Annotated in this window: 17 protein-coding genes; 4 read left to right on the forward strand and 13 right to left on the reverse strand. The window is 67.8% G+C overall.

What is annotated here, in order from left to right; translation table 11 throughout:
- Window positions 1–24 precede the first annotated feature (24 nt).
- The 3 genes from F8M74_RS15030 to F8M74_RS15040 form a co-directional block, all read right to left on the reverse strand.
- Window positions 25–3591, reverse strand: a complete 3567-nt coding sequence (locus F8M74_RS15030; protein ID WP_171410229.1) for a PepSY domain-containing protein — start codon at window positions 3589–3591, stop codon at window positions 25–27.
- Window positions 3592–3847: 256 nt separating this feature from the next.
- Window positions 3848–5350 carry a glycosyltransferase family 39 protein gene (locus tag F8M74_RS15035; protein ID WP_141255322.1) on the reverse strand — a complete coding sequence of 501 codons (1503 nt, stop codon included), beginning with the start codon at window positions 5348–5350 and terminating at the stop codon, window positions 3848–3850.
- 63 nt (window positions 5351–5413) lie between these two features.
- Entirely contained in the window at window positions 5414–5977 is a 564-nt protein-coding gene (locus F8M74_RS15040) for a bacterioferritin (protein ID WP_141255321.1), read from the reverse strand.
- 235 nt (window positions 5978–6212) lie between these two features.
- Between F8M74_RS15040 and F8M74_RS15045 the strand changes: the two genes are divergently transcribed.
- The gene (locus tag F8M74_RS15045; RefSeq protein WP_141255320.1) at window positions 6213–7820 is read left to right on the forward strand and encodes an FGGY-family carbohydrate kinase; all 1608 of its coding nucleotides are present in this window, start codon (window positions 6213–6215) and stop codon (window positions 7818–7820) included.
- A 17-nt stretch (window positions 7821–7837) separates the two neighbouring features.
- Window positions 7838–9367, forward strand: a complete 1530-nt coding sequence (locus F8M74_RS15050; protein ID WP_141255319.1) for an aminotransferase class V-fold PLP-dependent enzyme — start codon at window positions 7838–7840, stop codon at window positions 9365–9367.
- Here F8M74_RS15050 and F8M74_RS15055 read toward each other — a convergent pair.
- The 10 genes from F8M74_RS15055 to F8M74_RS15100 all read right to left on the reverse strand — a co-directional run bounded on the left by F8M74_RS15055 (window position 9355) and on the right by F8M74_RS15100 (window position 18339).
- A complete protein-coding gene (locus F8M74_RS15055) occupies window positions 9355–10647 on the reverse strand; it encodes a TIGR02270 family protein (protein WP_141255318.1) in 1293 nt (430 codons plus the stop codon). The two genes, F8M74_RS15050 and F8M74_RS15055, sit on opposite strands and share 13 nt — an antisense overlap.
- Before the next feature lie 6 nt (window positions 10648–10653).
- Window positions 10654–11178 (reverse strand): DUF6484 domain-containing protein, encoded by a 525-nt coding sequence (locus F8M74_RS15060; RefSeq protein WP_141255317.1) that lies wholly within the window; start codon window positions 11176–11178, stop codon window positions 10654–10656.
- 42 nt (window positions 11179–11220) lie between these two features.
- Window positions 11221–11811 carry a DUF1629 domain-containing protein gene (locus F8M74_RS15065; protein WP_141255316.1) on the reverse strand — a complete coding sequence of 197 codons (591 nt, stop codon included), beginning with the start codon at window positions 11809–11811 and terminating at the stop codon, window positions 11221–11223.
- The gene (locus tag F8M74_RS15070; protein WP_141255315.1) at window positions 11811–12614 is read right to left on the reverse strand and encodes an AHH domain-containing protein; all 804 of its coding nucleotides are present in this window, start codon (window positions 12612–12614) and stop codon (window positions 11811–11813) included. Before F8M74_RS15070 ends, F8M74_RS15065 begins: the two co-directional genes overlap by 1 nt.
- An 8-nt stretch (window positions 12615–12622) precedes the next feature.
- Window positions 12623–13090: a DUF4150 domain-containing protein gene (locus F8M74_RS15075; RefSeq protein ID WP_306341650.1), complete on the reverse strand. Its 468-nt coding sequence runs from the start codon at window positions 13088–13090 to the stop codon at window positions 12623–12625.
- On the reverse strand, window positions 13015–14043 hold the full coding sequence (locus tag F8M74_RS15080; protein ID WP_141341805.1) for a beta-ketoacyl synthase N-terminal-like domain-containing protein: 1029 nt from the start codon (window positions 14041–14043) through the stop codon (window positions 13015–13017). The genes F8M74_RS15075 and F8M74_RS15080 overlap by 76 nt, the downstream gene beginning before the upstream one ends.
- A gap of 52 nt (window positions 14044–14095) precedes the next feature.
- A complete protein-coding gene (locus F8M74_RS15085) occupies window positions 14096–15124 on the reverse strand; it encodes a DUF2169 domain-containing protein (protein ID WP_141255312.1) in 1029 nt (342 codons plus the stop codon).
- Window positions 15125–15469: 345 nt separating this feature from the next.
- Window positions 15470–16651 carry an iron-containing alcohol dehydrogenase gene (locus tag F8M74_RS15090; RefSeq protein WP_141255311.1) on the reverse strand — a complete coding sequence of 394 codons (1182 nt, stop codon included), beginning with the start codon at window positions 16649–16651 and terminating at the stop codon, window positions 15470–15472.
- Window positions 16645–16962 carry an antibiotic biosynthesis monooxygenase gene (locus F8M74_RS15095; RefSeq protein WP_141255310.1) on the reverse strand — a complete coding sequence of 106 codons (318 nt, stop codon included), beginning with the start codon at window positions 16960–16962 and terminating at the stop codon, window positions 16645–16647. Before F8M74_RS15095 ends, F8M74_RS15090 begins: the two co-directional genes overlap by 7 nt.
- 87 nt (window positions 16963–17049) lie before the next feature.
- Window positions 17050–18339 (reverse strand): heparin lyase I family protein, encoded by a 1290-nt coding sequence (locus tag F8M74_RS15100; RefSeq protein WP_141255309.1) that lies wholly within the window; start codon window positions 18337–18339, stop codon window positions 17050–17052.
- A gap of 493 nt (window positions 18340–18832) precedes the next feature.
- Between F8M74_RS15100 and F8M74_RS15105 the strand changes: the two genes are divergently transcribed.
- Together F8M74_RS15105 and F8M74_RS15110 are read left to right on the forward strand one after the other, a co-directional pair.
- The gene (locus tag F8M74_RS15105) at window positions 18833–21103 is read left to right on the forward strand and encodes an AAA family ATPase (RefSeq protein ID WP_240462290.1); all 2271 of its coding nucleotides are present in this window, start codon (window positions 18833–18835) and stop codon (window positions 21101–21103) included.
- Between the two features lie 96 nt (window positions 21104–21199).
- Window positions 21200–22345, forward strand: a complete 1146-nt coding sequence (locus F8M74_RS15110; RefSeq protein ID WP_141255307.1) for an LOG family protein — start codon at window positions 21200–21202, stop codon at window positions 22343–22345.
- Window positions 22346–22402 lie beyond the last annotated feature (57 nt).

Genomic DNA, 22402 nt, shown 5'->3' on the forward strand with positions numbered 1-22402 from the left:
ACGCCGGGTGACGGGGGTCGTTCATCAACGGGCCGCCTGCGTCGAGCGCCCCTGCACGCTGCGCGTCTTCTCCGGCGCCGCGGAGGCCACCGCGGCCGCCACGCCGAAGACGAGGTCGTCGCGGTCATTGTAGCCGCCGGAGGTGCACGAACTCGCGGTGCCACCGTATCGGAACTGCGCGCGGATGGCGTGGTTGCCCGCGGTGGCGCCCAGGTTGAAGGTGTGCGTGAAGGTCCGCGCACCGCTGCCCGTACAGGCCACGTCCGTGGTCAGCGCCGTCCACGACGGCGCGGAGGTGTTGGTCGTGTAGTACAGGTCGAAGCGGTCCGTGGTGCCCCAGCACCACACCGTCACCTCGGCCGTCACCTGCTTGCCGACGGAGAAGGCGCTGTGGTCCACCGTGCGGAGGACCACACGGTCGATGCTCTCATCGCTGTGGTAGGTGCCGGAGCTTCCGTCCGCGCAGGAGGCGTTGAGGGTGTTGGGCTGGTTGGGCTCGGCGCCGCCGGACAGGGTGCCGCGGCCGTTGACGAGCACCGTCCCGGTGTCACACCCGCACACGTTGCCGCAGGACGGTGTCCGCAGCGTGGCGTTGTAGGTGGCGGCCACCGGCGTGCAGATGTTGGTGGTGGTGAAGCTCCTCGCCGTGCTGTAGGCGCTGGTGCCGCAGGAGTCGGCCGCCCGTGCGCGCCAGTAGTACGGGGTGCTGCTGCTCAGCGCTGGCGTCACCGTCCACGCGCTGGCCGTCAGGGCGGTGGCCGAGCGGACCACGTTGGTGAAGGCCGAGTCCGTGGCCACCTGGACCTCGTAGGTGGCGGCGCTGGGCACGTCGCTCCAGTCGAGCGCCGCGGACGTGCCGACACCGGTGGCGCCGTCAGCGGGGCTGCTCAGCGTGGGCGCCGCCAGGGCGACGCAGCCGCGCGTGGTGAAGGTGGACGCCGCGGTCCAGGCGCCCACGCCACCGCACGAGTTGCTCGCGCGCACGCGCCAGTAGAACGAGGTGCTGGTGGCCAGGGCTGGCGACACCGTCCAGGTGCTGGCCGTCAGCGCGGTGGCGCTGGCCACCACGTTGGTGAAGGCCGCGTCGGTGGCGACCTGCACCTCGTATGTGGAGGCACCGGAGACGTCGTTCCAGTCCAGCACCGCGGACAGCTCCACGCCGGTGGCGCCGCCGGAGGGCGCGGCGAGCACGGCCGTGCCGGGCGCGGCGCAGACGGGCGTGGCGCACGTGCACGCGCTGGCGGCGCCGTAGCACGCGTTGGAGGACGCCGGGACGATGGAGTAGCAGTACTGCCGGCCGTTGGCGACCTCGCCGTCCGTGTAGGTGGTACCGGTGACGGTGGCGACCTTCGCCTTGCCGAAGTCGCAGCCCGCGAAGCCCTCCGTCTTCATCACCCAGTACTGGGTGGCGCCCGCGGACGCGTTCCAGCTCAGGCTGACCTGTCCGTCACCCGGGGTGGCGGTGGTGTTGGCGGGCGCCGCGGTGGGGCCGGCGGCGCAGCCGCTGTTCGTCACCGTCGGGGTGGTGCACGCGATGCGGTGCCGGTTGTACGCCGCGTAGATGGCGGACATGTGCGGCGTGCCGTTGGCCAGGTTGCCGTCGTCGTCGTCCGCCGCCAGCCACTGCATGTAGCCGTTGGTGGCGCCACAGCCGTCGGACGTGCCCGCCGTGCAGTTACAGGCGTGCCACGTGCCCACGTTGCCGCTGCCCTGGTAGAACGTCTTGTTGCCCACGATGAAGGCGGTGTTGGAGTCGTAGTTGAACGGCGGCGCCGTCAAGTCGCGCGTGACGAAGTCCCAGGCCGCCTGACGCACGGGCGAGGCCGCGCAGTGGACCTGGCGGCTGCACGGGCCGGAGCCGGAGCTGCACATGGGGCACACGAAGTTCTGCGGCGTGGCGGGGATGTTGGGCACGCTGGCGGCCCAGTCCGCGTCACGCACGCCGGAGCACTTGGTGTTGCACCACGACTGGCCGGAGACCTGCGCCTCCTGCTGGTTGTAGCCCGTGCCGTCCGGCGTCAGGCCGCAGCCGGTGTTGACCGTTTGGAAGAAGCCATAGCCCACGCAGGACGTCTGCAGGCGGTAGATGGCCGCGATGTCCGCGTAGCCTTCCGACGAGTTGCTGAGCGAGCCGTTGGCGTCGAAGTCGTCGATGCCGTGGCCCCACTCGTGGTCGAACACGGCGCCAATCTCACCAGTGTTCCGGCAGCCGCCGCCGCTCCGGTAGAAGTTCACCGAGCTGCCGTTCCAGAAGGCGTTGCAGGTGCTGTTGATGTTGACGTTGGAGAGCAGCTGGCCCTGGAGCCAGGTGTTGGTGGGCAGCCACCCGCGGGCCTGCTCGGCCAGCTTGTTCAGCTCGTAGAAGCTGGAGCGGGACGCGGAGGTGTTGCCCGGCGAAGTGCCCGGAGGCACGGTGCAGTCGTGGCCGTTCCCCATCAGGTCGAGGTTGCCCGTGGAGGAGCTGACGTTGATGGCGCCGCACGAGTCGCTGATGCGCACGTACTTGCCCGCAAGCGTGGTGGTGACGGTGCCGGAGCTGTAGTTGAAGACGCCCGCGCCGTCCGTGAAGTTGTTCGGCGCCGGCAGGCCCGTATTGGCCCAGGGCATGGGCGAGTTGGGCTGTATGGTGCCGCACGTCTCGTTGGAGGTGCAGATGTCGATGTTGGTGGTCGGATAGATGCCGCCCTTGATCTGCGCGTCGAAGTAGTGGTTGTCGTCCTCCACGGCGAGCACCTCGCCGGTCTGGGCGTCCACCGTCGACTTCCAGCGCTGGTCCCCGCCGGCCTCGGAGAAGCCGTAGGTGTACACGAGCCGGTGCTCGTAGCCGGTGCCGACGGCGCCGTTGAAGGACTCGCCGTTGAGCGCCACGGGGGCAATCTCCAGCGTGGGCTGCTGCCACAGCGTCTGGGGACTGGTGTTCAGCCCCACGAAGCCGTTGCCGGACACCAGCGCGTCCTGCGGGGCCAGCCGGGGGCGGGTGTCGATGCGCACATTGGCCCAGGCCTCGGTGCCGATGAGGATGAGGTTGCCGTGGCTGATGGTGGCCGCGATGCGTCCGTGGCGCACGGGGACGCCGTTGACCTGCTGGGAGATGTGGACCTGGATGAGGTCGTCGTTGATGCGCGTCACCCGGGGGTTGCCCATCTGCATCAGGTCGACGTTGAACGCGGCCTGGTTGTCCGCGATGAACTTGAAGATGAGGTCACCGACGGCGGCCTCGTCCACGTTCGCGATGGAGCGGCCAATGGACTCACGGACCTCGTCCATGGTGACCTTGTTGTTGAAGCCGTCACCCGGGATGAGGGGAATGGTGCCTTGCACCGCGGTGGGCGTTCCCGTGCGGGGGTCGACGTAGACGTTGAACTCGCGCCCATTGCGCTTGAAGAAGTCGTCCCACGCGTCGGCGCCGAGCGAGTTCATCTGCTGGCGGGCCTGCTGCAACGGCATGTTCTGGATGGGCAGGTACAGCTCTGGTTTGAAGAAAGCCTTTTCGGCGACGGCGCTCTGTCCCTTGTCTGGTGGCTTGAAGGCCCAGGCGGAGGTGGATAGGAGCAGGACGAGACATGCTGCTGACACCCGTGTGTGGCGCATGCGTTTCTCCTCTGCGGACCCGCGGAGGCACATGCCCTCGCGGTGGCTCCTGCACGGAGCACGTCAACGCCCATACCGGGTGTGAAATTAAATCTGAATACGTGGGATTCCGTTCGCTATTCCCGAAGAAAGTTTTGCAAGAATAACGGGACTTAGAAGTGTTCACTGGTGATGTGCTTGGCGTTTGAACCGCCGTGCACGAACCGGGCTGTCATCCCGCGGGATTGAAGTTTTCCCATGAGGGCGCGAATCGCCTTCAGTCTGGCCAGATGCGCACCCAGTCATCCTGGATGAGCTTGCCGCTGGCGCGGTCGGTGCTCCCGTTGGCCATGAAGCGCCGGGGCGCGGTCAGCGCGAGCACGCCGGCCTCCACCCAGAAGAAGAGCAACGCGGCGGCGACGACGGCGGGCAGCCGCATTGCCCACCGCTGAGCGGAGGCGCGTGTGGCGAGCACCACGAGCGGAAGCAACAGCAACGGGATGAGCGCGGGAAAGACGGCGAGCAGGCCGCGCGTGTAGCCGAAGAAGGCGACGGTGATGAGGGCCCGGTGCAGCAGCACCGCGGTGAAGAGCGCGAAGCCGCGCCACGCGGGCCGCAAGGACAGCACGGCGCCCGCGAGCATCAGCAGGGTGAGCGGCCACTTCAGCCACGCGCTCTCCGGCACGAAGACGTCCACGGGGGCCCGTGCGCCGTTCAGTCCCGCGGGCAGGTTGGAGGCCCCCAAACCCAGCCGGAAGCCGTCCAGCCAGCGGTCCAGCTTCGCCAACCACAGACGCGCCGCGTCCGCCGGGTAATCCCGCATCCACGCGAGCCCCTCCGCGTACCCGTGCAGCAACAGGTGGCGCTGGGCGGAGTTGGCCACGTCCAGGAAGCCCTCCTGGCCCATCTGGTTGACGCTGTCGGGCGTGAAGCCCCCGGTGGCCGCGGCGTGGTTCGCCATGGCGAAGTTGATGGGGCCGTATACGGTGACGGGGGCCAGCACGGGCAGCGGCTCCAGGTGCGGCGTCCGGGCGTTGAGCTCGCGCAGCACGCGCGCGTTGTGGATTGCCCAGGGGGCCAGCACGACGGCGGTGACGAGCAGGGCCGCGCCCCAACGCAGGGCCAGTGTCCGCGGGGGCGTGGCGCCTCGGTAGAGCCAGGCCCAGGCGAGGAGGAAGGGCCAGAGGTACAGGTGCTCGGCGCGGGTGAGCGAGCCCAGGCCCATGACGGCGCCCAGCAGCACGGCGCCCGTCCACGTGGGGCCCGCGCGGTGCTGGAGCATCAGCGCGCAGGTGGCCGAGAGGAAGAGGACGTAGAGCACTTCGTTGCTGTACGTGGTGGACAGCACCAGCCAGCCGAAGCTGCACGCGAAGAGGGTGGCGCCCAGCAGGCTCCAGCCGGTGCCCAGCACCTTGCGCCACCACCAGCCCGTGAAGGCGACCGTGCCCGCGTTCAGCAGCGCCAGCGCGAGCTTGTACGGGTAGGCGCTGCCCTGCGGCGGGCCCAGCACGCGGTAGAGCAGCCCCAGGAGCCAGGGGAACAGGGGCGGGTGGTAGGGCAGGGTGGCGGGCCCGGTGTGCCCCCGCGCGAGGTCGGCGGCGTAGGCGTGGAAGAAGCGCGCGTCGCCGTAGAAGAAGATGGAGAAGGGCCAGGTCCGGTCAGGCGACGCCTGCAGGTAGAGCCAGCGCAGCAGCAGGCTGAGGCTGAAGGTCGCGGCGGCGCCCAGGGCCACCGGGTGCCGCCGACACAGCTCGCTCACAGCGGTGAAGCGCTTGCGCATGCCACCCCCCGGACGCGTTGCCCGCCACCTTAGCCAGGCGCGAGCGCGGCGGCCAGGCGGCGCTCAGCTCCGCAGGGGCGGCTTGCCCTGGTGCGCCACCAGCAGGTCATGCATGTCGTTGGCGTGCTCCTCCTCCTTGGCGAGGATGTCCTCCAGCATCCGGCGCGTCGTCGGGTCATGGTTGGCGAAGTAGCGCACCATCTCCTGGTACGTCTGGATGGCGATGCGCTCGGCGATGAGGTTCTCCTTGATCATATCCACCAGGTTCTGCCCTTCGGCGTACTGGCTGGCGCTGCGGGAAAGCAGTCCTTCGGGGTTGAACTCCGCCTTGCCACCGAGCTGGTTGATGCGCTCGGCGATGCGAAGCGCGTGCTGCTGCTCCTCGCGGGCGTGCGCTCCAAACTCGTCCTTCACGGACTCGCTCTGGATGCCCACCGCGGCGATGTAGTGGTAGGTGTAGCGCAGCACGCAGACGATTTCCGTCGCCAGCGCGTCGTTGAGCAGCTTGATGGTGGCGTTGACGTCGCCCTCGTAGTCTTCGGTGATGGCGCCTTCCTCCAGGTGCTCCCGGGCTCGGCGGCGAATCTCGGTGATATCCGTGAGGAAGGGCTGCTGGACTTCGGCCATGGTGGTCCCCCTGTTCTGGGCCTCGCGCAAAGGTAGGCAGGGCGGGGCGCGTGGAATCCACCCACGGGAGGAACAGTTCGCCGCCACGCCCCGGGGGCGGGCGAGGGCGCGGGGACTTCTTCCGAGCTTTCAGAAAAACGACGAACTTCCACGCGTCGGTGGCAGGCTGCACGCGTTCGTTTCCTAGACTCGGCCGCCGCGGCAGTCGCCCGCCCGGTCTGTCTTGACGCCCGGCATGGAGGGAAGTGTGTCCCACGCAGGTGAGCAGGCCATCCTGGCCATTGACCTCGGGACGTCCGCCGTCAAGGTGGCGGCCGTCACGCTGAGGGGACGGATTCTGGGCGGTGACGTGGAGCCGCTGGAGCTGTCCCTGCTCCCGGATGGGGGCGCCGAGCAGCAGCCGGAGGCGTGGTGGCGCGCCATCGTCCTGGCGACGCGGCGCCTGCTGGCCTCCGGGGCCGTGCGCGCGGGGGATGTCATCGGCGTCAACTGCAGCTCGCAGTGGTCCGGCACCGTCGCGGTGGACGAGTCCGGCGCGCCCGTGTGCCCCGCGCTCATCTGGATGGACTCGCGCGGCGCGGCGGACGTGAAGCGCGCGGTGGGCGGCTTCCTCTCCGTGGAGGGCTACGACGTCCGCCGCCTGATGACGTGGATTCGCCTGTCGGGCGGAGTGCCCAGCCTGTCAGGCAAGGACCCGGTGGGCCACATCCTCTACCTGCGGCGCGAGCGCCCGGACGTGTACCGCCGGACGTACAAGTTCCTGGAGCCGAAGGACTGGCTCAACCTGAAGCTGAGTGGCCGCTTCGCCGCCTCGTATGACTCCATCACCCTGCACTGGGTGACGGACAACCGCGCGCTGGGCCGCATCGCCTACGACGACCGGCTGCTGAAGATGGCGGGGCTCGAGCGGGAGAAGCTCCCGGACCTGGTCCCCGCCTCCACGGTGCTGGGGCCGCTCCACGCGCAGGCCGCGAGCGAGCTGGGCCTGCGCGAGGACGTTCAGGTGGTGACGGGCGCGCCGGACATCCTCGCCGCCGCCGTGGGTTCTGGCGCGGTGGGAGACTTCGAGCCCCACCTGTGCGTGGGTACTTCGTCGTGGCTGTGCTGCCACGTGCCCTACAAGAAGACGGACCTCTTCCACCAGATGGCGTCCGTGCCGTCCGCCCTGCCCGGGCGCTACCTGCTGGCCAACGAGCAGGAGTCCGCCGGCATCTGCCTCACCTTCCTCAAGGACAACATCCTGTATGGCCGGGATGCGGGGGCGGGCACGGACGGTGACGCGCCGGACCTCTACCGGGTGATGGAGGCGCAGGCGGGCAACATCCCCGCGGGCAGCGACCAGCTCATCTTCCTGCCCTGGCTCAACGGCGAGCGCAGCCCGGTGGACGACAAGTCGCTGCGCGGCGGCTTCTTCAACCAGTCCCTGAAGACGACGCGGGCGCACATGGTCCGGGCGGTGATGGAGGGCGTGGCCTACAACTCGCGCTGGCTCTTCACCTATGTGGAGCAGTTCGTGGGCCGGCGGTTGGACTCGCTGCGAATCATTGGCGGCGGGGCACGCTCCGCGCTGTGGTGCCAGATTCACGCGGACGTGCTGGGCCGCGCGGTGCAGCAGGTGGATGAGCCGGTGCTCGCCAATGCACGCGGCGCCGCGTTCCAGGCCGCGGTGGCGCTGGGGCGGCTGACGGTGGAGGAGATTCCCTCGCTCGTGCCGGTCGCCCGCACCTTTCATCCGGATTCGAAGAACGCGGCGCTCTACGACGAGCTGTTTCGCGAGTTCGTCAACATCTACAAACACAACAAGGCCATCTTCGCGCGGCTCAATCGCGCGCGAAGCGCCTGAACCCCCAGGAGTTCGCCATGGCACTTCCAGACCTGAAGGCGCTGAGCCTGCTCAACCACGTCCCGCCGAGGCTGCTTTCCGCGGCGGAGCGCTATCTCAAGGCGGTTCCGGGCGTGAAGGGCCTGCTCAACCGGGAGACGGGCTCGCTGCTGTCCGAACTGGAGAGCGGCCTGAAGCCCTACCGCGGGAAGATGCAGTCGTTCGACCACCTGCCGCCGACGGGGCGCTCGCGCGAGGACGTGCTGCGTGAGCTCCAGGCCCTGGAGTCGCAGGAGGAGTACCGCTGGCGCGAGGGCCGCGTGTCCGGCGGCGTGTACAACGGCGACGCGGAGCACATCGCGTTCCTCAACCGCGTCTATGCGCTGCATTCACAGAGCAACCCGCTGCACGCCGACCTGTGGCCCAGCGCCACCAAGTTCGAGGCGGAGGTGGTGGCGATGACGGCCAGCATGCTCGGCGCGGACGTGGCGAACGCGGGCCAGCCGGAGGAGGCGCGCATCTGCGGGGCCATGTCGTCCGGTGGCACCGAGAGCATCATGCTGGCGATGAAGACGTACCGGGACTGGGCCCGGGAGACCAAGGGCATCACCAAGCCGGAGATGGTGGCGCCCGCCAGCGCGCACCCAGCCTTCGACAAGGCGGCGCACTACTTCGGCATCAAGATGGTGCGGGTGCCGGTGGGCCCGGACTACCGCGCGGACGTGGCCGCCATGCGCAAGGCCATCAACCGCAACACCATCGTCCTCATCGGCTCGGCGCCCGGCTTTCCGCACGGTGTCATCGACCCCATCGAGGCGCTGTCCGAGATCGCGCGCAAGAAGCGCATCGGCTTCCACACCGACGCGTGCCTGGGCGGCTTCGTGCTGCCCTTCGCCATGAAGCTGGGCTACGACGTGCCGCCCTTCGACTTCCGGCTGCCGGGCGTGACGTCCATGTCCGTGGACACGCACAAGTTCGGCTATGCGGCCAAGGGCTCCTCGGTGGTGTTGTACCGGGGCACGGAGCTGCGCTCGCACCAGTACTTCACGGCGACGGACTGGCCGGGTGGCATCTACTTCTCGCCCACCTTCTCCGGCAGCCGGCCCGGGGCGCTCATCGCCTCGGCGTGGGCCGCGCTGGTGAGCACGGGGGAGCAGGGCTACCTGGACGCCACCCGGAGCATCCTGGAGACGGCGGCGGCCATCAAGAAGGGCATCCGGGACATCCCGGAGCTGCACGTGCTGGGGGACCCGCTGTTCGTCATCGCCTTCGGCTCGGAGTCCCTGGACATCTTCCAGGTGATGGAGCGGATGAGCGAGCACGGGTGGAACCTCAATGGCCTGCACAAACCGTCCGCCGTCCACCTGTGCGTCACGCTGCGCCACACGCAGCCCGGCGTCGCGGACCAGTTCCTGGTCGACCTGCGCGACGCCGTGGACTACGTGAAGTCCCATCCCAGCGCGAAGGGGACGATGGCGCCCGTGTACGGCATGGCCGCCTCCGTGCCCTTCCGCGGTCTGGTGAGCGACCTGCTCAAGAAGTACATGGACCTGCTCTACAAGGTCTGAGCGAAGTCCGAGAAGGGCTGGAAGGGATGGGAAACGGAAGCTGGGCGCAGCCGCGAGACCTGCGCCCATTGCTCCTGGGCGAAGCCATCGGGATTCAGTCGGACGGCCCCCTTGCTGCGAATGGCGACATTCAGAGCAAGGGCATGCCGCCGTGACATGGGCGCCTGGTGCAGTGCCTCCAGTATCAGTGCGGCGGTCACCGGTTGTCCGTGTAGATAGCGCGTGCCCGGCATGAAGCGCTTTCGCTGCTCCTTCCACCAGGCCTCAACAGCCTCGTGGTCGGGGAATGGCAGTTCGTCCTCGGGCGCCGGGATGAGCGGGGCATCGTCCTCATCCCCCTCATTGTTTGGTGCCTCCCGACGGAAGGGTCCTTCCACGACCAGGCCCGTGATGGTGGCGATGGCTTCCGCCGCGAGGTGGGCCACCTTCGGGTTTCGCAAGAGGGGGAGGCAGGCCTCGACGGCCGCCGGACTCCCACTGGTTCCCAGTGCCCGGAGCATGTCCCCCTGGAGTTCGGGCGTACCCAGCGCATTCGTTAGCATCTCGATGTCCTTGGGTTGCCCTCCCATCGCCACCAGGAGCGCAGTTCGCGCCATGGCCGGTGCGCGGGCATCGACGAAGTGCCTGCAGGCGCTCCATGCAGCCCGTCGGCCCAGCAACAGCCCCGCGACAAGCGCGGCGTCGCGGACTGTCGCGTCGGGCGAGTCCAGGGAGCGCGCCATCGCCGCAGTGTCGAGTGGGGACAGCCAGCGGCCCACCGCGCGCAGAGCGGCGGCCTGGAGCCGGGGAACTGCGCTGGACAAGAACGGTTTCAGTTCGACACGGGGATGCGGCTGCCGGAGGCTTACGGCATCGAGCGCGGTGGCAAGTACGGACGCAGGGGCCGTGCCTTCCGTCAATATCTTCTCCAGCCGTGCCGTGAGGGCCTCGCCCCCTCCCAGTTCCAGCACGCGGCGGATGCAGGACTGTCGCTGCTCCGAAGCCTCGTCAAAGCCTTCCAGCAGCGTGTCGAGATGCGCTGCCGTCGAATCCGACAGCAAGGTGAAGGCGGCGGCACAAAAGAGGCCAGCCTCCTCTTCTTCGAGCGCGGGTCGCAGCAGCCGCTCGACGGTGAGCGCTCCGCCCTCGCGCAGGCCTTCCACGTGCGCCAGCAATCGCTCCTCAGGCCCGTCGATGACCTCTCGCAGTACGTACCGAGGCGAGCGTAGCGAACGTTCCCACTGTCCCCAGAGAAAGGCCGCTTCGTTGAGGTGCTCTTCGAGGATGTCCCAGAGAATCATGGACACCTAGTTGACCTTCACCGAGGCGCCCTTGATTCGATTGGTGCCTGTGGCGTGGGTTTCGACCTGGACGCCCCGGATGACGACCTTCCCATTGCGCCGCAGCGTGATGGTGGCTTCGCCACATCGGAGCACGACCTCCTCTTTCCCCTCCAGGACGACTCGCCGGCCATCCACCTGTGCATCCAAGGCGGATTCAGAGTCGGCTGCTCCCGAAAGCAATGCCTCGACCAAGGGCGAGGTGGATGCCGGTTGAAGCAACCCGATGAGCACCGGCCGCGACAGGTCATCCTGCTCGAAGAGCAGGAGCGCCCCTGGCCTTCGCGCGGTGGCGTCCGCCAGGACCTTGGGGCTCATTGGGATGATGGTGCGCGCGGAAAGGGGACCCGCCGTATTTCCCTCGAAGTCCACCTGTGGATTGCCCTCTCCATCCACGCCTACGAGCCAGCCGACCCGTGGCCCCCGGGAGTCGACACGCGGCTCTTCCGCATCTCCTACGAACGGAACCGTTTCTCCAGCCTTTGCACGCATCGGCTTATCTCCTGCCTTGGGGACTTGTCTCGCGACCGCTTGTCAGACGCCCGCGTAGCCTTCGGCGGGTTTGAACTGGAACCCTCGCATGCCTGACTTCTGGAGCACTTCCTTCACCGACTCGTGGACGATGAGGACGGACGGCTTCCCGAAGAGCCTGAACAGCTTCGCCCCTTGGATTTTCTGGGGGGCCAAATGCAGTTCCTTCAATTCGAAGATGGTGTTCTTGCCCAGGGGCTCCGCTGGGAAGCCGACCATGGGCGTGAAGACCGACGTCTGCCGGTCCATGCAGTCAATCAGGCCGACGACGTTGGCCGCCTGATGGCTGGACGTCTTCTTGCCTGACGACTCGTCGATGAGCGTCAGCGGGTAGTAATCGACGTTGTCGATTCCGGCTGATTCCAGGGCCTCGCGGAAGCGGGGGGATAAGACGAGGGTGGCGGGAGACGCGCTCATGTAGTCCACCATGTCCCCCTCGGCGCCCACGCGTTTTCGCGCGGTCAGGGGAGGCAGGGGCCCCAGCTTGGCGCCGCTCATGAACGACACCTTTTTCTTTTCGAATCCCGGAATGGGATCCAGGTACAGGCTCGTTGCGTTGTCTTCGGCGGGCCCATAGCGAATGACGTGGTACATCAGACTCCCTTCAAGGATTTGCGTTGCGTGTTATTGATGATCTGCTGTCGCTGCTGTTCCGCATAACGTTGCCGCCGATCCTCCAGGGTTCGAACCGCGCTGGTATAGACCGACAGCGAGTTCAAGTGCAGCCCCCAGAACTCCACGCCACTGGCTTGTTGCCGGATGCCCAGGATTCGAGTCTGGACGAACACCGAAGCTTGCTTCAACTGCTCTGCAAGGGCGAGCTGTAATGCGACATCTTCCTTGCCCTGGCAGACCTCCGCGTATGCGTTCTCGATGTCATCCAAGAGATCTGCGATGGGGGAGGTGTATGCGCCAGGATGGCTGCCGTTGTGCTGCTGCAGGAGGTGGAGCGCGACGTCTGCCTCGTCTTTGGGCAGGAGCATCCCATTGGAAACGCCGTTGATGTCCCAGCCCGCGAGGACGGCGTTGTCCTTCAAGGTCGAGGTACTGTCCAACTGCTCGACAGGTAGGATGTGATGGGCCTCGACCCGATAGGGATGGGTCTCCGCCTTGAGCGTGATGGTGCCATCCTTGCGCTGGTCCAGGTACATCTTGCGAACGTTGGTCTCGCCATGCCCTCCCTTGGCCCATGGCTCCAGGTTCTTTCCGTGCAGGGTATCCCGTAGCTTTTGGCCCTGGCGCGACACGTTCCCCGTTCCCTTCGGGTTGTACTCCGCGTCGAGGTCCTTCTCGTGTCCCTCGCAGTTGGACCACTTGCACTTCTTCTTGTCCGGGGCCTTTTCCTCATCGGCCTGCTTCGCGGCAATCCCGGTGGCACCATCAAATTGATTGGGCATGGTGGGCCTCAACCCATGATGTTCTTCTTGTTGTGGAAGAGGGGGTCACCCATGCGACACACGTTCTTGCCTTCGAACTTCACGTCGAAGGAATAGAGCATGAATTCCGCCTCGCCCTTGGTCGAGCCACTCACGACGCCCCCTGCGGAACCGGCTTCATCGCCCGCGGTGAGGCTGTACTTCGCGCCCTTGACCATGGGCATTTTTCCCTCGACCACGACGGATTTGGGGCCCTTCGCCGTATCGCTGGACTTGCCAATGTTCGGGTATGGAATGGGGACGGGCCCGGAGGGCGTTGGCGTCTTGCATACGTCAGGGAAGACCGTGTTCATGCCTCCGCTCCCCTGATGCACGACACCTCGGAAATTGACGAAGACCGAACTTGGCATTGGCTCTTCCCCTATGACGGCCTGGGTTCTCTGCTGACGAGGGTGGCGGCGCGCAGAGTCGTTTCGGAAGAACACCAAGCAAGGCATGGCCCGGGCAGGTGACCTCTCTTCAGTCCGAGCGCCGCGAGTCCAACGAGGACCGGGCCAGTCGCCGCCCCGAGGTCTCCGAAGCAATCCGCGGGGTGCTCCATGCGCAGTTCCGGGTGCAGGGCCTCTCGGTTGCGGATGAACGCCACGCCCCATTCTTTTGCCCCGAAGCTCTCGCCGTTCAGGCTCGCGAACACGGTTCGAATCGGAAGGCCAGAGGCCCCCTCGACGGCGGCGCGGACTGCATCTGCCAGTCCATCGCCCAGGTATGGTTGTTCGCTATATCGATGTCCCAGTTCCTCGCCCAGGCCCGGAGAGGACACGTGGGCTATGGCCGTGGAGTTCGGGAGGATTCTCTGCGCGGACAGCAAGAGAAACCCAGCGCCTTCACCTGGCACGAAGCCATCCAAAACCTCCTCCGCATGAACCCGTCCCTCTTGGTCCAGCATGCCGAGCACTCCGGCGTCCACATGGCTGTCGACGCCTCCAACCAGGACCGCGCGCACCGTACGGGTCTGCAGCAAGGCGAGGGCAGGCTTCAGCAATTCCAGTCCCGCAGCTCTGCCGCGGGCCGACAGGCGGCTCGTTCCCGCGGCGAAGCGAATTCCCGTTTGCAGTGAGAGCCGTTGAAGAAATTGATCATCCAGGGGCCCTTGCCGCCCGGGAGTGGGCTCGGGGCTCGCAAGGAGCAAGGGCAGAGGCTCTTCCTTGAGGAGGTCGGCTGCCTCCTGCAGTGCATGGGTGGCGAGCCGGAGCATGCGGGCCTGCCGTGATGTGAGCGAGTGCTGGGCCGCCAGTTCCGGAACGAGAGACGGCAACGCCTCGTCAGGCAGGGAGGCGAGGATCATCGGGCGTCCCTGACGGTTGATGAAGTCATGCTCGCGGAGTCGGCTGATGCCCGCGCGAATGGCAGTGGCACTCGCCGCGGCCCTGAGCCCGACTGGTGTCGTCATTCCCACTGCGTGAATCCAGGCTCCGCCGCGTTCCATGCCCATGCTCCACGCCCTACGGTTCCAATTGCAGCTTGTTCAGACGGGCCACGACGTGCCGGACCTGAAGCACCTTCTTGTCGCACGGAACAGATGCACGCCAGAGCATGCACACGCGGTGCTCATCTGGCTCGATGAGTACCGTCTCAAGGCTGGCTCGCGGCGTTTCCTGCTTGCCTGCGACGTCGACTCGGATGGCGGGCTCGCAGAGTGGCAGGGTGAATTGGCACACGCCTTCTTTCAGCGCATGCAGGATGGAAACGGTCTCACCACCCTTCAAGAAGGCTGGGGCAATCAGGTCCGAGGAGGCGACTTGGAAGAAACGCTCGTCGAAGTCGGCCGGAAGGAAGGGGGCGCGGCGCTTGCGCCATGTCTCGTCGTACGTCCCAACGTATTCCTTGCGTGGTGACCAGGAGGGCGCAATGGGCGCGAAGCAGGCGGGTTCCGCGCGATCTCCTGCCTCGGCGACCGGGCGGCGTGGATCCTCCAAATTCGGGAGAGGCAGTCCGACCAGTTCCGACATGCCGCGTTGCCCGCGAAAGCCTCGTCCCACCGGATTACGTGCCACGAACAGCGACTTGCCTGATGGCGTGACATGGGTTCCGCCAAAGGCCCGCTCGTAGGTGAGCGGCATGGTCAGAAAGGGCTCCGGAGAGGAAATGCGGGGCCCCCAGACCCCTGCGCGCCAGGAGCGATCTCCAATGACTCGGATGGCCTTGGTCAGCCTGCCGACAGTGAGTTGGACATCCAACTCCGTTACGGCCTTGCCCCGAGGCGCATGTGCGTTACCGACGAGAAGGACATCCGTGGATGTCTTGCATAGGTGTCGATCGCCGGCCTGGCGCAAGCTCGATGCGGTCTCTTCGTTCCAAGGGACGTCGGACACCAGGAGCGGCACCTGCTTCTCGGCCACGGAGAGGCTTCGCACAGGCGGTCGGAGGTTGAATGTGCCTTTCATTGCCACGTACAGCGTGTCGACCCCGCGCGGATCCGGAAAAAGGTCGATACCGACCTCGAATGGCGTGGAGTTGGTCACCTGCAGCATGAATGGGCCTCTGGGTTAGCTCATTGACATGATGTTGGTTGTTAGCACTTGGGGTGTTGTGAGTGCAAATGTCCGGAAATCGGGCTTGTGTGTGCAGGGCGTGTGTCTTTTATTTGACGCTAATGTTTGGCTCTGCGGGGTGGCGCCATCGGGCGCATGATGGTCATTCCTCCTGCGAGTCGGCAGAAAAGGTGAGCATCTCGTGGAAGGCCCGTGGCATTACGGTGCCACGGCCCCCTGTCGCGCGTGGCACGACATGAGGCCTCAGGAGGATGTTCGCACGGCGGTGCCGGATGGTGCCGAGCGAGCTGCACGGCACCATCGGCCGAAGAGTCTTCCGTCTGCTTAGAGCGCCCGGCTGGCGATTTCCGCCAGCTCCGCGTCCGTCAGCACCAGGGGGTTGGCTTTCATGCTGCTGGCCTCCTTGGCCTTCGCGACCAGCCCGGGCACCTGGGCCTCCGTCAGCCCATAGCGTCCCAGTCCCGGCACGCCCAGCGCCGCGCGCAGTTCGTCTACCCACGTGACGGCGTCCTCGGCCCGAGCATCGGCCCGCCCCGTCAGCAGCACCGCGAGTTCCTGCACCCGCGGCAGTGACGGATGCGTTGGCGCACGGGCCCGCAGCGCGCGCAGGTTGACGTCCAGCACCGCGGGCAGAAGTGCCGCGCACACCGCGCCGTGGGGCGCGTCGAACATGCCACCCAGGGGCGCGGCAAAGCCGTGCACCGCGCCCAGACCGGCATTGGCCAGACACAGACCGCCGAAGAGACTGGCCAGGGCCAGGTCCTCGCGGGCGGGCGCATCCGGACCGTCCAGCACCGCGCGCCGCAGCGAACGCGCCGACCGGCGCAGCCCCTCTCGCGCCAGCGCGTCGGTCAGCGGGTTGGCGCGCGCGGAGAGGAAGGGTTCGATGAGCTGCGACAGCGCGTCCATGCCGCTGGAGGCCAGCACTGCGGCCGGCGCCCCCGTGAGCAGGTCCGGGTCCACCAGCGCCACACGCGGCAGCATGTGCGGACTGCGCAGGCTGGCCTTCGCCTTCGCGTCCTTCGAGCCAAGCACTGCGTTTCGCGTCACCTCGGAGCCGGTGCCGGCCGTGGTGGGGATGGCCATGAAGGGCTGGGACGGGCGGGTGAGCGGCTGGCCCCGGCCAATGACTTCCAGGTAGTCCAGCGGGTCGCCCCCATTGGCGGCGAGCGCGGCAATGGCCTTGCCCGCGTCCAGCGCGCTGCCTCCGCCCAGGGCCACCACCACATCACAGCCCGCTTCCGCGACGCGCGCGGTGCCTTCACGAGCACGCTCCACGGTGGGCTCGCCGTCCACGGAAAAGACCGTCACGCCCAGGCCCAGGCGTTCCAATGCGTCCTGGAGGGGCCGCGCGCGTGTGGGATTGGCACCGGTGACGAGCAGCACCCGGGAGCCCCCGAGGCCGCGGATGGCCTCCGGCGCTTCGGCCAGGCGGCCCGGGCCGAAGAGGACGCGGGTGGCGGTGGCGAACTCGAACGAGGAAGAAGCGCTCACGTCCGTCACCACCCGTCGTCGTCGGGGAAGCGGTTGACGAACTTCCGGCTGGTGCGGGGCTCCGCCATCATCGGCGCCACGGTGTCGCGCCAGGTGAGGTAGTGCGCCGTCTCCTTGTGCGCGGCGGGGGCCTGCGGCGTCCGGTACGCCTCTACCAGCACGAAGCGCGTAGGGTCCTCGGCGTCCTGCACGACGTCGAAGCGGGCAATGCCAGGCTCCTTCACGCTTTCGCGCGCATTGGCGAGCGTGGCCTGGTGGAAGGCGTCCACGTGCTCCGGCTTGACGTGGACCTGGACGTGAACGACGAGGAGGCTGTGGGACATGCCCCGGAAACTACTCCGGGCCGGGGCCGCGTGGGGACGCGGCCTCCGGCCCGGGAGGGGGCAGGGGTGTTGGCTGCCCGTCAGTGGCTACGGGGCCTTGAGGACCGTCGTCGGGCTGATGACGTCTTCCAGCTTGCGGGCCATGGTCCACCCGTCGTGGTAGACGATGCCCACGGGGCTGACGGTGTCATTCCGGTACAGGCCGACCTTCAGGTAGTTGAGCTGACCCTTGTACTGCGTGGCGATGAAGCGCTTGGGCAGCACCACCTTGCCGTTCAGGTACAGCTCCACGAAGCCCACCTTGGAGTCCGGCGACCACTTCACGTGGAAGATGAAGTCCAGCCAGCGGCCGCGAACCAGCGGCGTGCGCCAGACGATGGTGCCCGGGTTGCCGCCGATGTTGAGGCGAATCTCCTCGCCGTAGACGTAGAACTCCACCGGGGGCGAACCGGAGTTGCCCTCGTGGTGCCACTGGGTGAAGAGCTGCCACGTCTTCGCGCTGGGGAAGCTCGAGTCGAACATGGTGCTGAAGCGGTAGTAGTACTCGGAGCCCGTGGCCTCGCGCGTCATGCGCACCAGCTCGTTGCGGTTGCCGCTGGAGTTGATGGGGTCGTCGCCCTTGCGCACGGTGGCCTTGAGGGCGTAGCGGCCCTGCCGCGCGGGCGAGCTCACCAGCGCCAGCCGGTCCGCGCTCACCATCTGCGTGTGGCTCCACTGGGAGCGGCTGTTGGTCTCGAAGTCTCCGACCCACACCACGCTGGCGCCGTTGCCCGGCGTGGGCGGTTCCGGATCCGGGTTGGGGTCGGGGTCGGTGGGAGTCGACGTCGTGGACGAGCAGGCACGCGCCTCTGCGATGCTGGCCCATTCATTGACGTTGTTGCCCTGGAAGGTGACGCGAACCCGGCGCGTGTTGACGGCCTTGAAGCTGTACGTCTCCGCGGCGGACGTGGTGCCGCTGCTCTTGCCCGAATAGACCTGTGTATAGGTATAGCCATCCGGTGAGACAGAGACGGTGAACTCATTCGTGCGGGTATTGCCCTGGTGCCACGCGACGGAGACACCGGCGACCTGCTGGATGGAGCCCAGGTCATAGTCAACCCAAGAGCCCCGGCCGCTCCGGCTCCAGCGTGTGCCCAGGTTGTCGTCCATGGTATTGGCCGGGACGTTCCCGTCGTGGCCGTTGGAAATCACCGACCGGGCCGTCAGTGGGGTGCACCCGGGGGTGGTCAACGCCGCGGCGCTGACCGCGGAGTTGTCGAGGGCGTCGAATTCGATGGGGGACGCACCGGCTTGAGATGAAACATCATCTTCAGGGGCGCCGCAGCCCGTGCTGCTCATACCGAGCAGCGTTCCAACCAGCAGGAGGGTCTTCTTCATGGAGGATCTCTGGGAACTAAAGACAGACGAGGGGGAGTCCGCGCCGTGGGGGGACGGGCGGGGTTGGTGCTTGGCTTTGCTAGGTGGACTTCTCCAAGGTCACGGCGGGTCGCTGCCGTGTCGAGCGCTGAACGAGCATCCGCCAAAAGTATTTCGTATTCAACACGCGATTTCGCGCCTGCTTGCTCTCCAGGCGCCAGCCGGGGCGTACCTTGTTTCTGTTTCATTCGGCGTGATTGGAATTGTTTGTCATTGTGCGATGCGGGCACTGGAAACGCGCTGGGCGTGAGGCTTTCGATGCACTGCGGGCCTGGGCGGGCGCCGGAGTGCACTGCGACGCGAGTCGGGGGTGTGCGGTGGGGAGCGAACAGTCCCACACCCCTGGCGGCCGGAAGCGCGAGGTGCGTGCCGGCGCTACAACACCCCGGGTCGTACCGGCGACGCGAAGGACCGGCGCTCGACGCACACAGCGTCATCCTTCAGGGAGGTGACCATGAACCCGGCTTCGGGCTCGTGCGTTGCGTGTGGGGCGCGTTTCCTGGGAGGCGTACTGGCGTGTCCGCGGAGCGCGGCGGGGGTACCCCGGGACGCGCCGGTCCGCCGATGGGCGCCAGGGTTGTGCCACCCGCCGCTGGTGGGCCGCGTCGCGGTGCTGAAGCGGCTGATGGGGCTGGCGGAGGATGTGCGGCGCGGGCTGGGACGGGCGGTGTGGTTGATGGGGGAGGCGGGGATGGGCAAGACGCGCATCAAGGACGCCTTCGTGGATCGCCTGGCCTCGGATGGCTTCGAAGTCTGGGAAGGCAGTGGCTTGGCGTTGCCGGGCGCGCCGGCGGGCATCTTCCGGGAGCTGCTGGACGCCACGCGGGCGCTCAGCCCGCCCGCCGGGACGGGCCGCGTGTCCAGCGCGGACGCGGAGCGAATCCAGCGCTTCCTGGAAGGCCGCGAGCGCCAGGGCATTCCGGCGAGCCTCGCCTCCGAGCGCACCGCCCTGTTCGACTCCCTGTGCCACGCGCTGATGCCCCACCGCCGGCCGCGCCTGCTGGTCCTGGAGGACTGGCAGCATGGCGACGCGCTCAGCCACGCGGTGGTGGAGGAGCTGGTGTCGCGGCTGTCGCATACGCCGCTGCTGTTGCTGGCGCTCCAGCGCCCCAGTGGCACGGCGCCAGCGCCTCTCACGGCGGAAGTCCTGACGGTGGGACGGCTGGGGTCCGCCGAGTCCGCGGCGCTGCTGGAGTGCAGGCTGCGGAACCGGGGGACACTGACGCCCGCGGCCCGGGAGGCGGTGCTGCGTGGCAGCTCCGGACACCCGCTGCACCTGCTGCATGCGGTGACGCTGCACGAGGAGCAACCGGAGCGGGAGGCGCCACTCACGGGCGAGGCGGCACTGGCGGCACGGCAGGCCTTGTTGCCCCCGGCACAGCGGGACGTGTTGCGGGCGGCGTCGGTGCTGGGCCCGTCGTTTCCCCGGGCGGTGCTGGTGGCGTTGGCGGGTGGGGTAGGGCCGCTGGCGCTGCTGGAGACGGGGGGCTGGCTGCGCTCCGTCGCGGGAGGCCGGTACACGTGGGCGGTGGAGCCCGCCCCGGGCGTCGACGAGCTGCCGGAGGCGGAGTTGCCCGCGGCACACCGGCGGGCCGCGGAAGCCTATGAGGCCCTTCCGGAGCCGCTGCGTCAACGCGCCTGTATGGAATTGACGCGGCAATGGCTGTCAGCGGAGGAGTCCTCCCGGGCACTGCCTTATCTGGTCTCACTGGCAGGTTGGAACCTGGCGGCATTGGAGCCGGGGCCCGCCATGGCTGTGTATCGCTTCGCATTGGGACTGGCGAGCGCGCTCAAACCAGACGCAGCGCGGGAGTGGCAGCGGATGCTCTGGGAATACATGGGCGACGCGCACCGGCTGGCGGGCGAGCCCGCGGAAGCGGACGCCGCGTGGCAGACGGCGCGGAAGCTGGATGATGAGGGGTTGGCGTCTCCCGCGGGGGACCGGGCTCGGCGTCTGTTCAAGCGGGCGTCGGTGGTGCTCGCGCTCGGAAGGTATGAGGAGGTGCTGGGGCTCGACAGGGAGGGTCGCCGGGATTGTCTGTCCGCGGCGCCGCTGATGTCCGTGTCGCTGGACGCGCTGTCCGCGTTGGCGCTGTCCGCGCTGGGGCGGTTCGAGGAGGCGCGCGCGAGGATTGTCCTGGCCCGCGAGCAGCTGCCGCAGGCGGCCCGGGAAGACGGCCCCGCGCGGGCGGGCGTGGAGGCGCTGCTCCACCGAGCCATGGGCAGCGTGCAGCTGGGGCTGGGATTCCCGGAGGCCGCGGCATCCGAATACGCCCAGGTCCTGTGCTGGAGCGAGCGCGCGGGGGATACGTGGGAGCACTCCACGGCGCTGCTGAACCTGGGCGATGCGTATTCGCGGGCAGGAGACAGGGAGCGCGCGGCGCACTTCTTCCAACTCGCGCTCGAGCTGGACTCACGCACGGGAGACCGCCGAGGCATGGCCTACACGCACCATGGTCTGGCGCTGCTGCACACGCGCGCGGGCGCGCCGGAGTTGGCGAAAGAGGACGCACTGCGAGGGCTCCAACTGGCGTCCATGCTGGAGGATCGGCGGCTCCAGTCGTTGCTGCGGTGCGTGCTGGGGCGAGCCCAGTTGCAACTGGGCGAGCTGGAGGAGGCCGGACGTCAGCTGCAACTGGCAGCGAGAGACGCCTCCGCCGCGGGAGCTCGCTTGGAGCTGCTCCAGGCGGAGGCGTGCTTGCGGGTGCTGGAGGCGCGGCGCTGAGCGTCAGGGGCCGATGGGCCCGCGAGAAGATGCACATTCGCCATGAGCAGCACTCCTCGCTACCCACAGGGCCGCGAGGCATGAAATTGTTCATGCGTGATCGAAATCGGGACCATCGAGGCATTCGAGCGGCACCTCTCGGCGGGCGTCGGGTTCGCCAACGTCATCATTCAAGGGCTGGATCTACGGCGGTACACCCAGGAGCTGGCCTCCGCCGAGCTCGTGGGCGCCGTCTTCCTGGGCTGTGAGCTGGAGAAGGATGCGCTGAAGGCCACCGTGGAGCATGGGGCCATGGTGTTCCCGCCCATCTCCGGCGTGCCCTATCAGCCCTACCGTGGCGAGCTGTACACGCCGGAGGAGCTGTACGCGGGCTTCGACCCGGCTCAGCCGGAGTCCTACGTGGACACGCCGGATGCGCGCATCTACGCGCACTGGGCGGCGAACGGGCGCGGCAGTCCTCCCACGCTGCTGGAGACGCTGGCGCAGCGGCTCCACGACCACTCGGTCACGGAGGCCATGCAAGGATTGCTGTACCGGTCCGGGAGCGTGCGCAAGGTGGTGGCCATCATGGGCGGCCACTCCATGAAGCGCGGCCAGCCGGACTATCGCGCAGTGGCGTCCCTGGCGCGCGAGCTGGCGCGCCGTGGCTTCTTCATGGTCAGCGGCGGTGGTCCGGGCGCCATGGAGGCCACGCACGTGGGCGTGTGGTTCGCGCGGCGCACGGAGGCGGAGCTGGACGCGGGACTGGCCCTGCTCGCGCAGGCGCCCAGCTACACCGACCGGGAGTGGCTCGCGCGGGCCTTCGATGTGCGCCGTGCCTTTCCCCTGGGCGAGGACGACCTGCCGTACTGCGCAAGCCTGGGCATCCCCACGTGGCACTACGGGCACGAGCCGCCCAACCCCTTCGCCACGCACATCGCGAAGTACTTCGCCAACAGCGTGCGGGAAGACGGTCTGCTGACCATCGCCACGGGCGGCATCGTCTACTCACCCGGCAGCGCGGGCACCATCCAGGAGGTGTTCCAGGACGCGTGCCAGAACCACTACAACTCGCTGGGCGTCATCAGCCCCATGATCTTCCTGGGCACCGAGTTCTGGACGCGCACCCGGCCGGTGTACCCGCTGTTGCACCAACTGGCGCAGGGCTACGACTATGCGCGCTACCTCATGCTCACGGATTCGCAGGAGGAGATTGTCCGAGCGCTGGAGGCGTATGACCGCGAGGCGCACCCGCCTCGCTGAACGCCCGCTGCTTTGCCGGGAATCTCCGAGTCCCCCGCCTTCCAGCGGGCAGGCACG

The sequence above is a fragment of the Myxococcus sp. CA023 genome (assembly GCF_010998615.1).
GTDB lineage: Bacteria > Myxococcota > Myxococcia > Myxococcales > Myxococcaceae > Myxococcus.

Bases quoted from the DNA above. Each gene is read 5' to 3' on its own strand.
- F8M74_RS15030 (WP_171410229.1), bottom strand. From the start codon at position 3,591: ATGCGCCACACACGGGTGTCAGCAGCATGTCTCGTCCTGCTCCTATCC.
- F8M74_RS15035 (WP_141255322.1), bottom strand. From the start codon at position 5,350: ATGCGCAAGCGCTTCACCGCTGTGAGCGAGCTGTGTCGGCGGCACCCG.
- F8M74_RS15040 (WP_141255321.1), bottom strand. From the start codon at position 5,977: ATGGCCGAAGTCCAGCAGCCCTTCCTCACGGATATCACCGAGATTCGC.
- F8M74_RS15045 (WP_141255320.1), top strand. From the start codon at position 6,213: ATGGAGGGAAGTGTGTCCCACGCAGGTGAGCAGGCCATCCTGGCCATT.
- F8M74_RS15050 (WP_141255319.1), top strand. From the start codon at position 7,838: ATGGCACTTCCAGACCTGAAGGCGCTGAGCCTGCTCAACCACGTCCCG.
- F8M74_RS15055 (WP_141255318.1), bottom strand. From the start codon at position 10,647: ATGATTCTCTGGGACATCCTCGAAGAGCACCTCAACGAAGCGGCCTTT.
- F8M74_RS15060 (WP_141255317.1), bottom strand. From the start codon at position 11,178: ATGCGTGCAAAGGCTGGAGAAACGGTTCCGTTCGTAGGAGATGCGGAA.
- F8M74_RS15065 (WP_141255316.1), bottom strand. From the start codon at position 11,811: ATGTACCACGTCATTCGCTATGGGCCCGCCGAAGACAACGCAACGAGC.
- F8M74_RS15070 (WP_141255315.1), bottom strand. From the start codon at position 12,614: ATGCCCAATCAATTTGATGGTGCCACCGGGATTGCCGCGAAGCAGGCC.
- F8M74_RS15075 (WP_306341650.1), bottom strand. From the start codon at position 13,090: ATGCCTTGCTTGGTGTTCTTCCGAAACGACTCTGCGCGCCGCCACCCT.
- F8M74_RS15080 (WP_141341805.1), bottom strand. From the start codon at position 14,043: ATGACGACACCAGTCGGGCTCAGGGCCGCGGCGAGTGCCACTGCCATT.
- F8M74_RS15085 (WP_141255312.1), bottom strand. From the start codon at position 15,124: ATGCTGCAGGTGACCAACTCCACGCCATTCGAGGTCGGTATCGACCTT.
- F8M74_RS15095 (WP_141255310.1), bottom strand. From the start codon at position 16,962: ATGTCCCACAGCCTCCTCGTCGTTCACGTCCAGGTCCACGTCAAGCCG.
- F8M74_RS15100 (WP_141255309.1), bottom strand. From the start codon at position 18,339: ATGAAGAAGACCCTCCTGCTGGTTGGAACGCTGCTCGGTATGAGCAGC.
- F8M74_RS15105 (WP_240462290.1), top strand. From the start codon at position 18,833: ATGAACCCGGCTTCGGGCTCGTGCGTTGCGTGTGGGGCGCGTTTCCTG.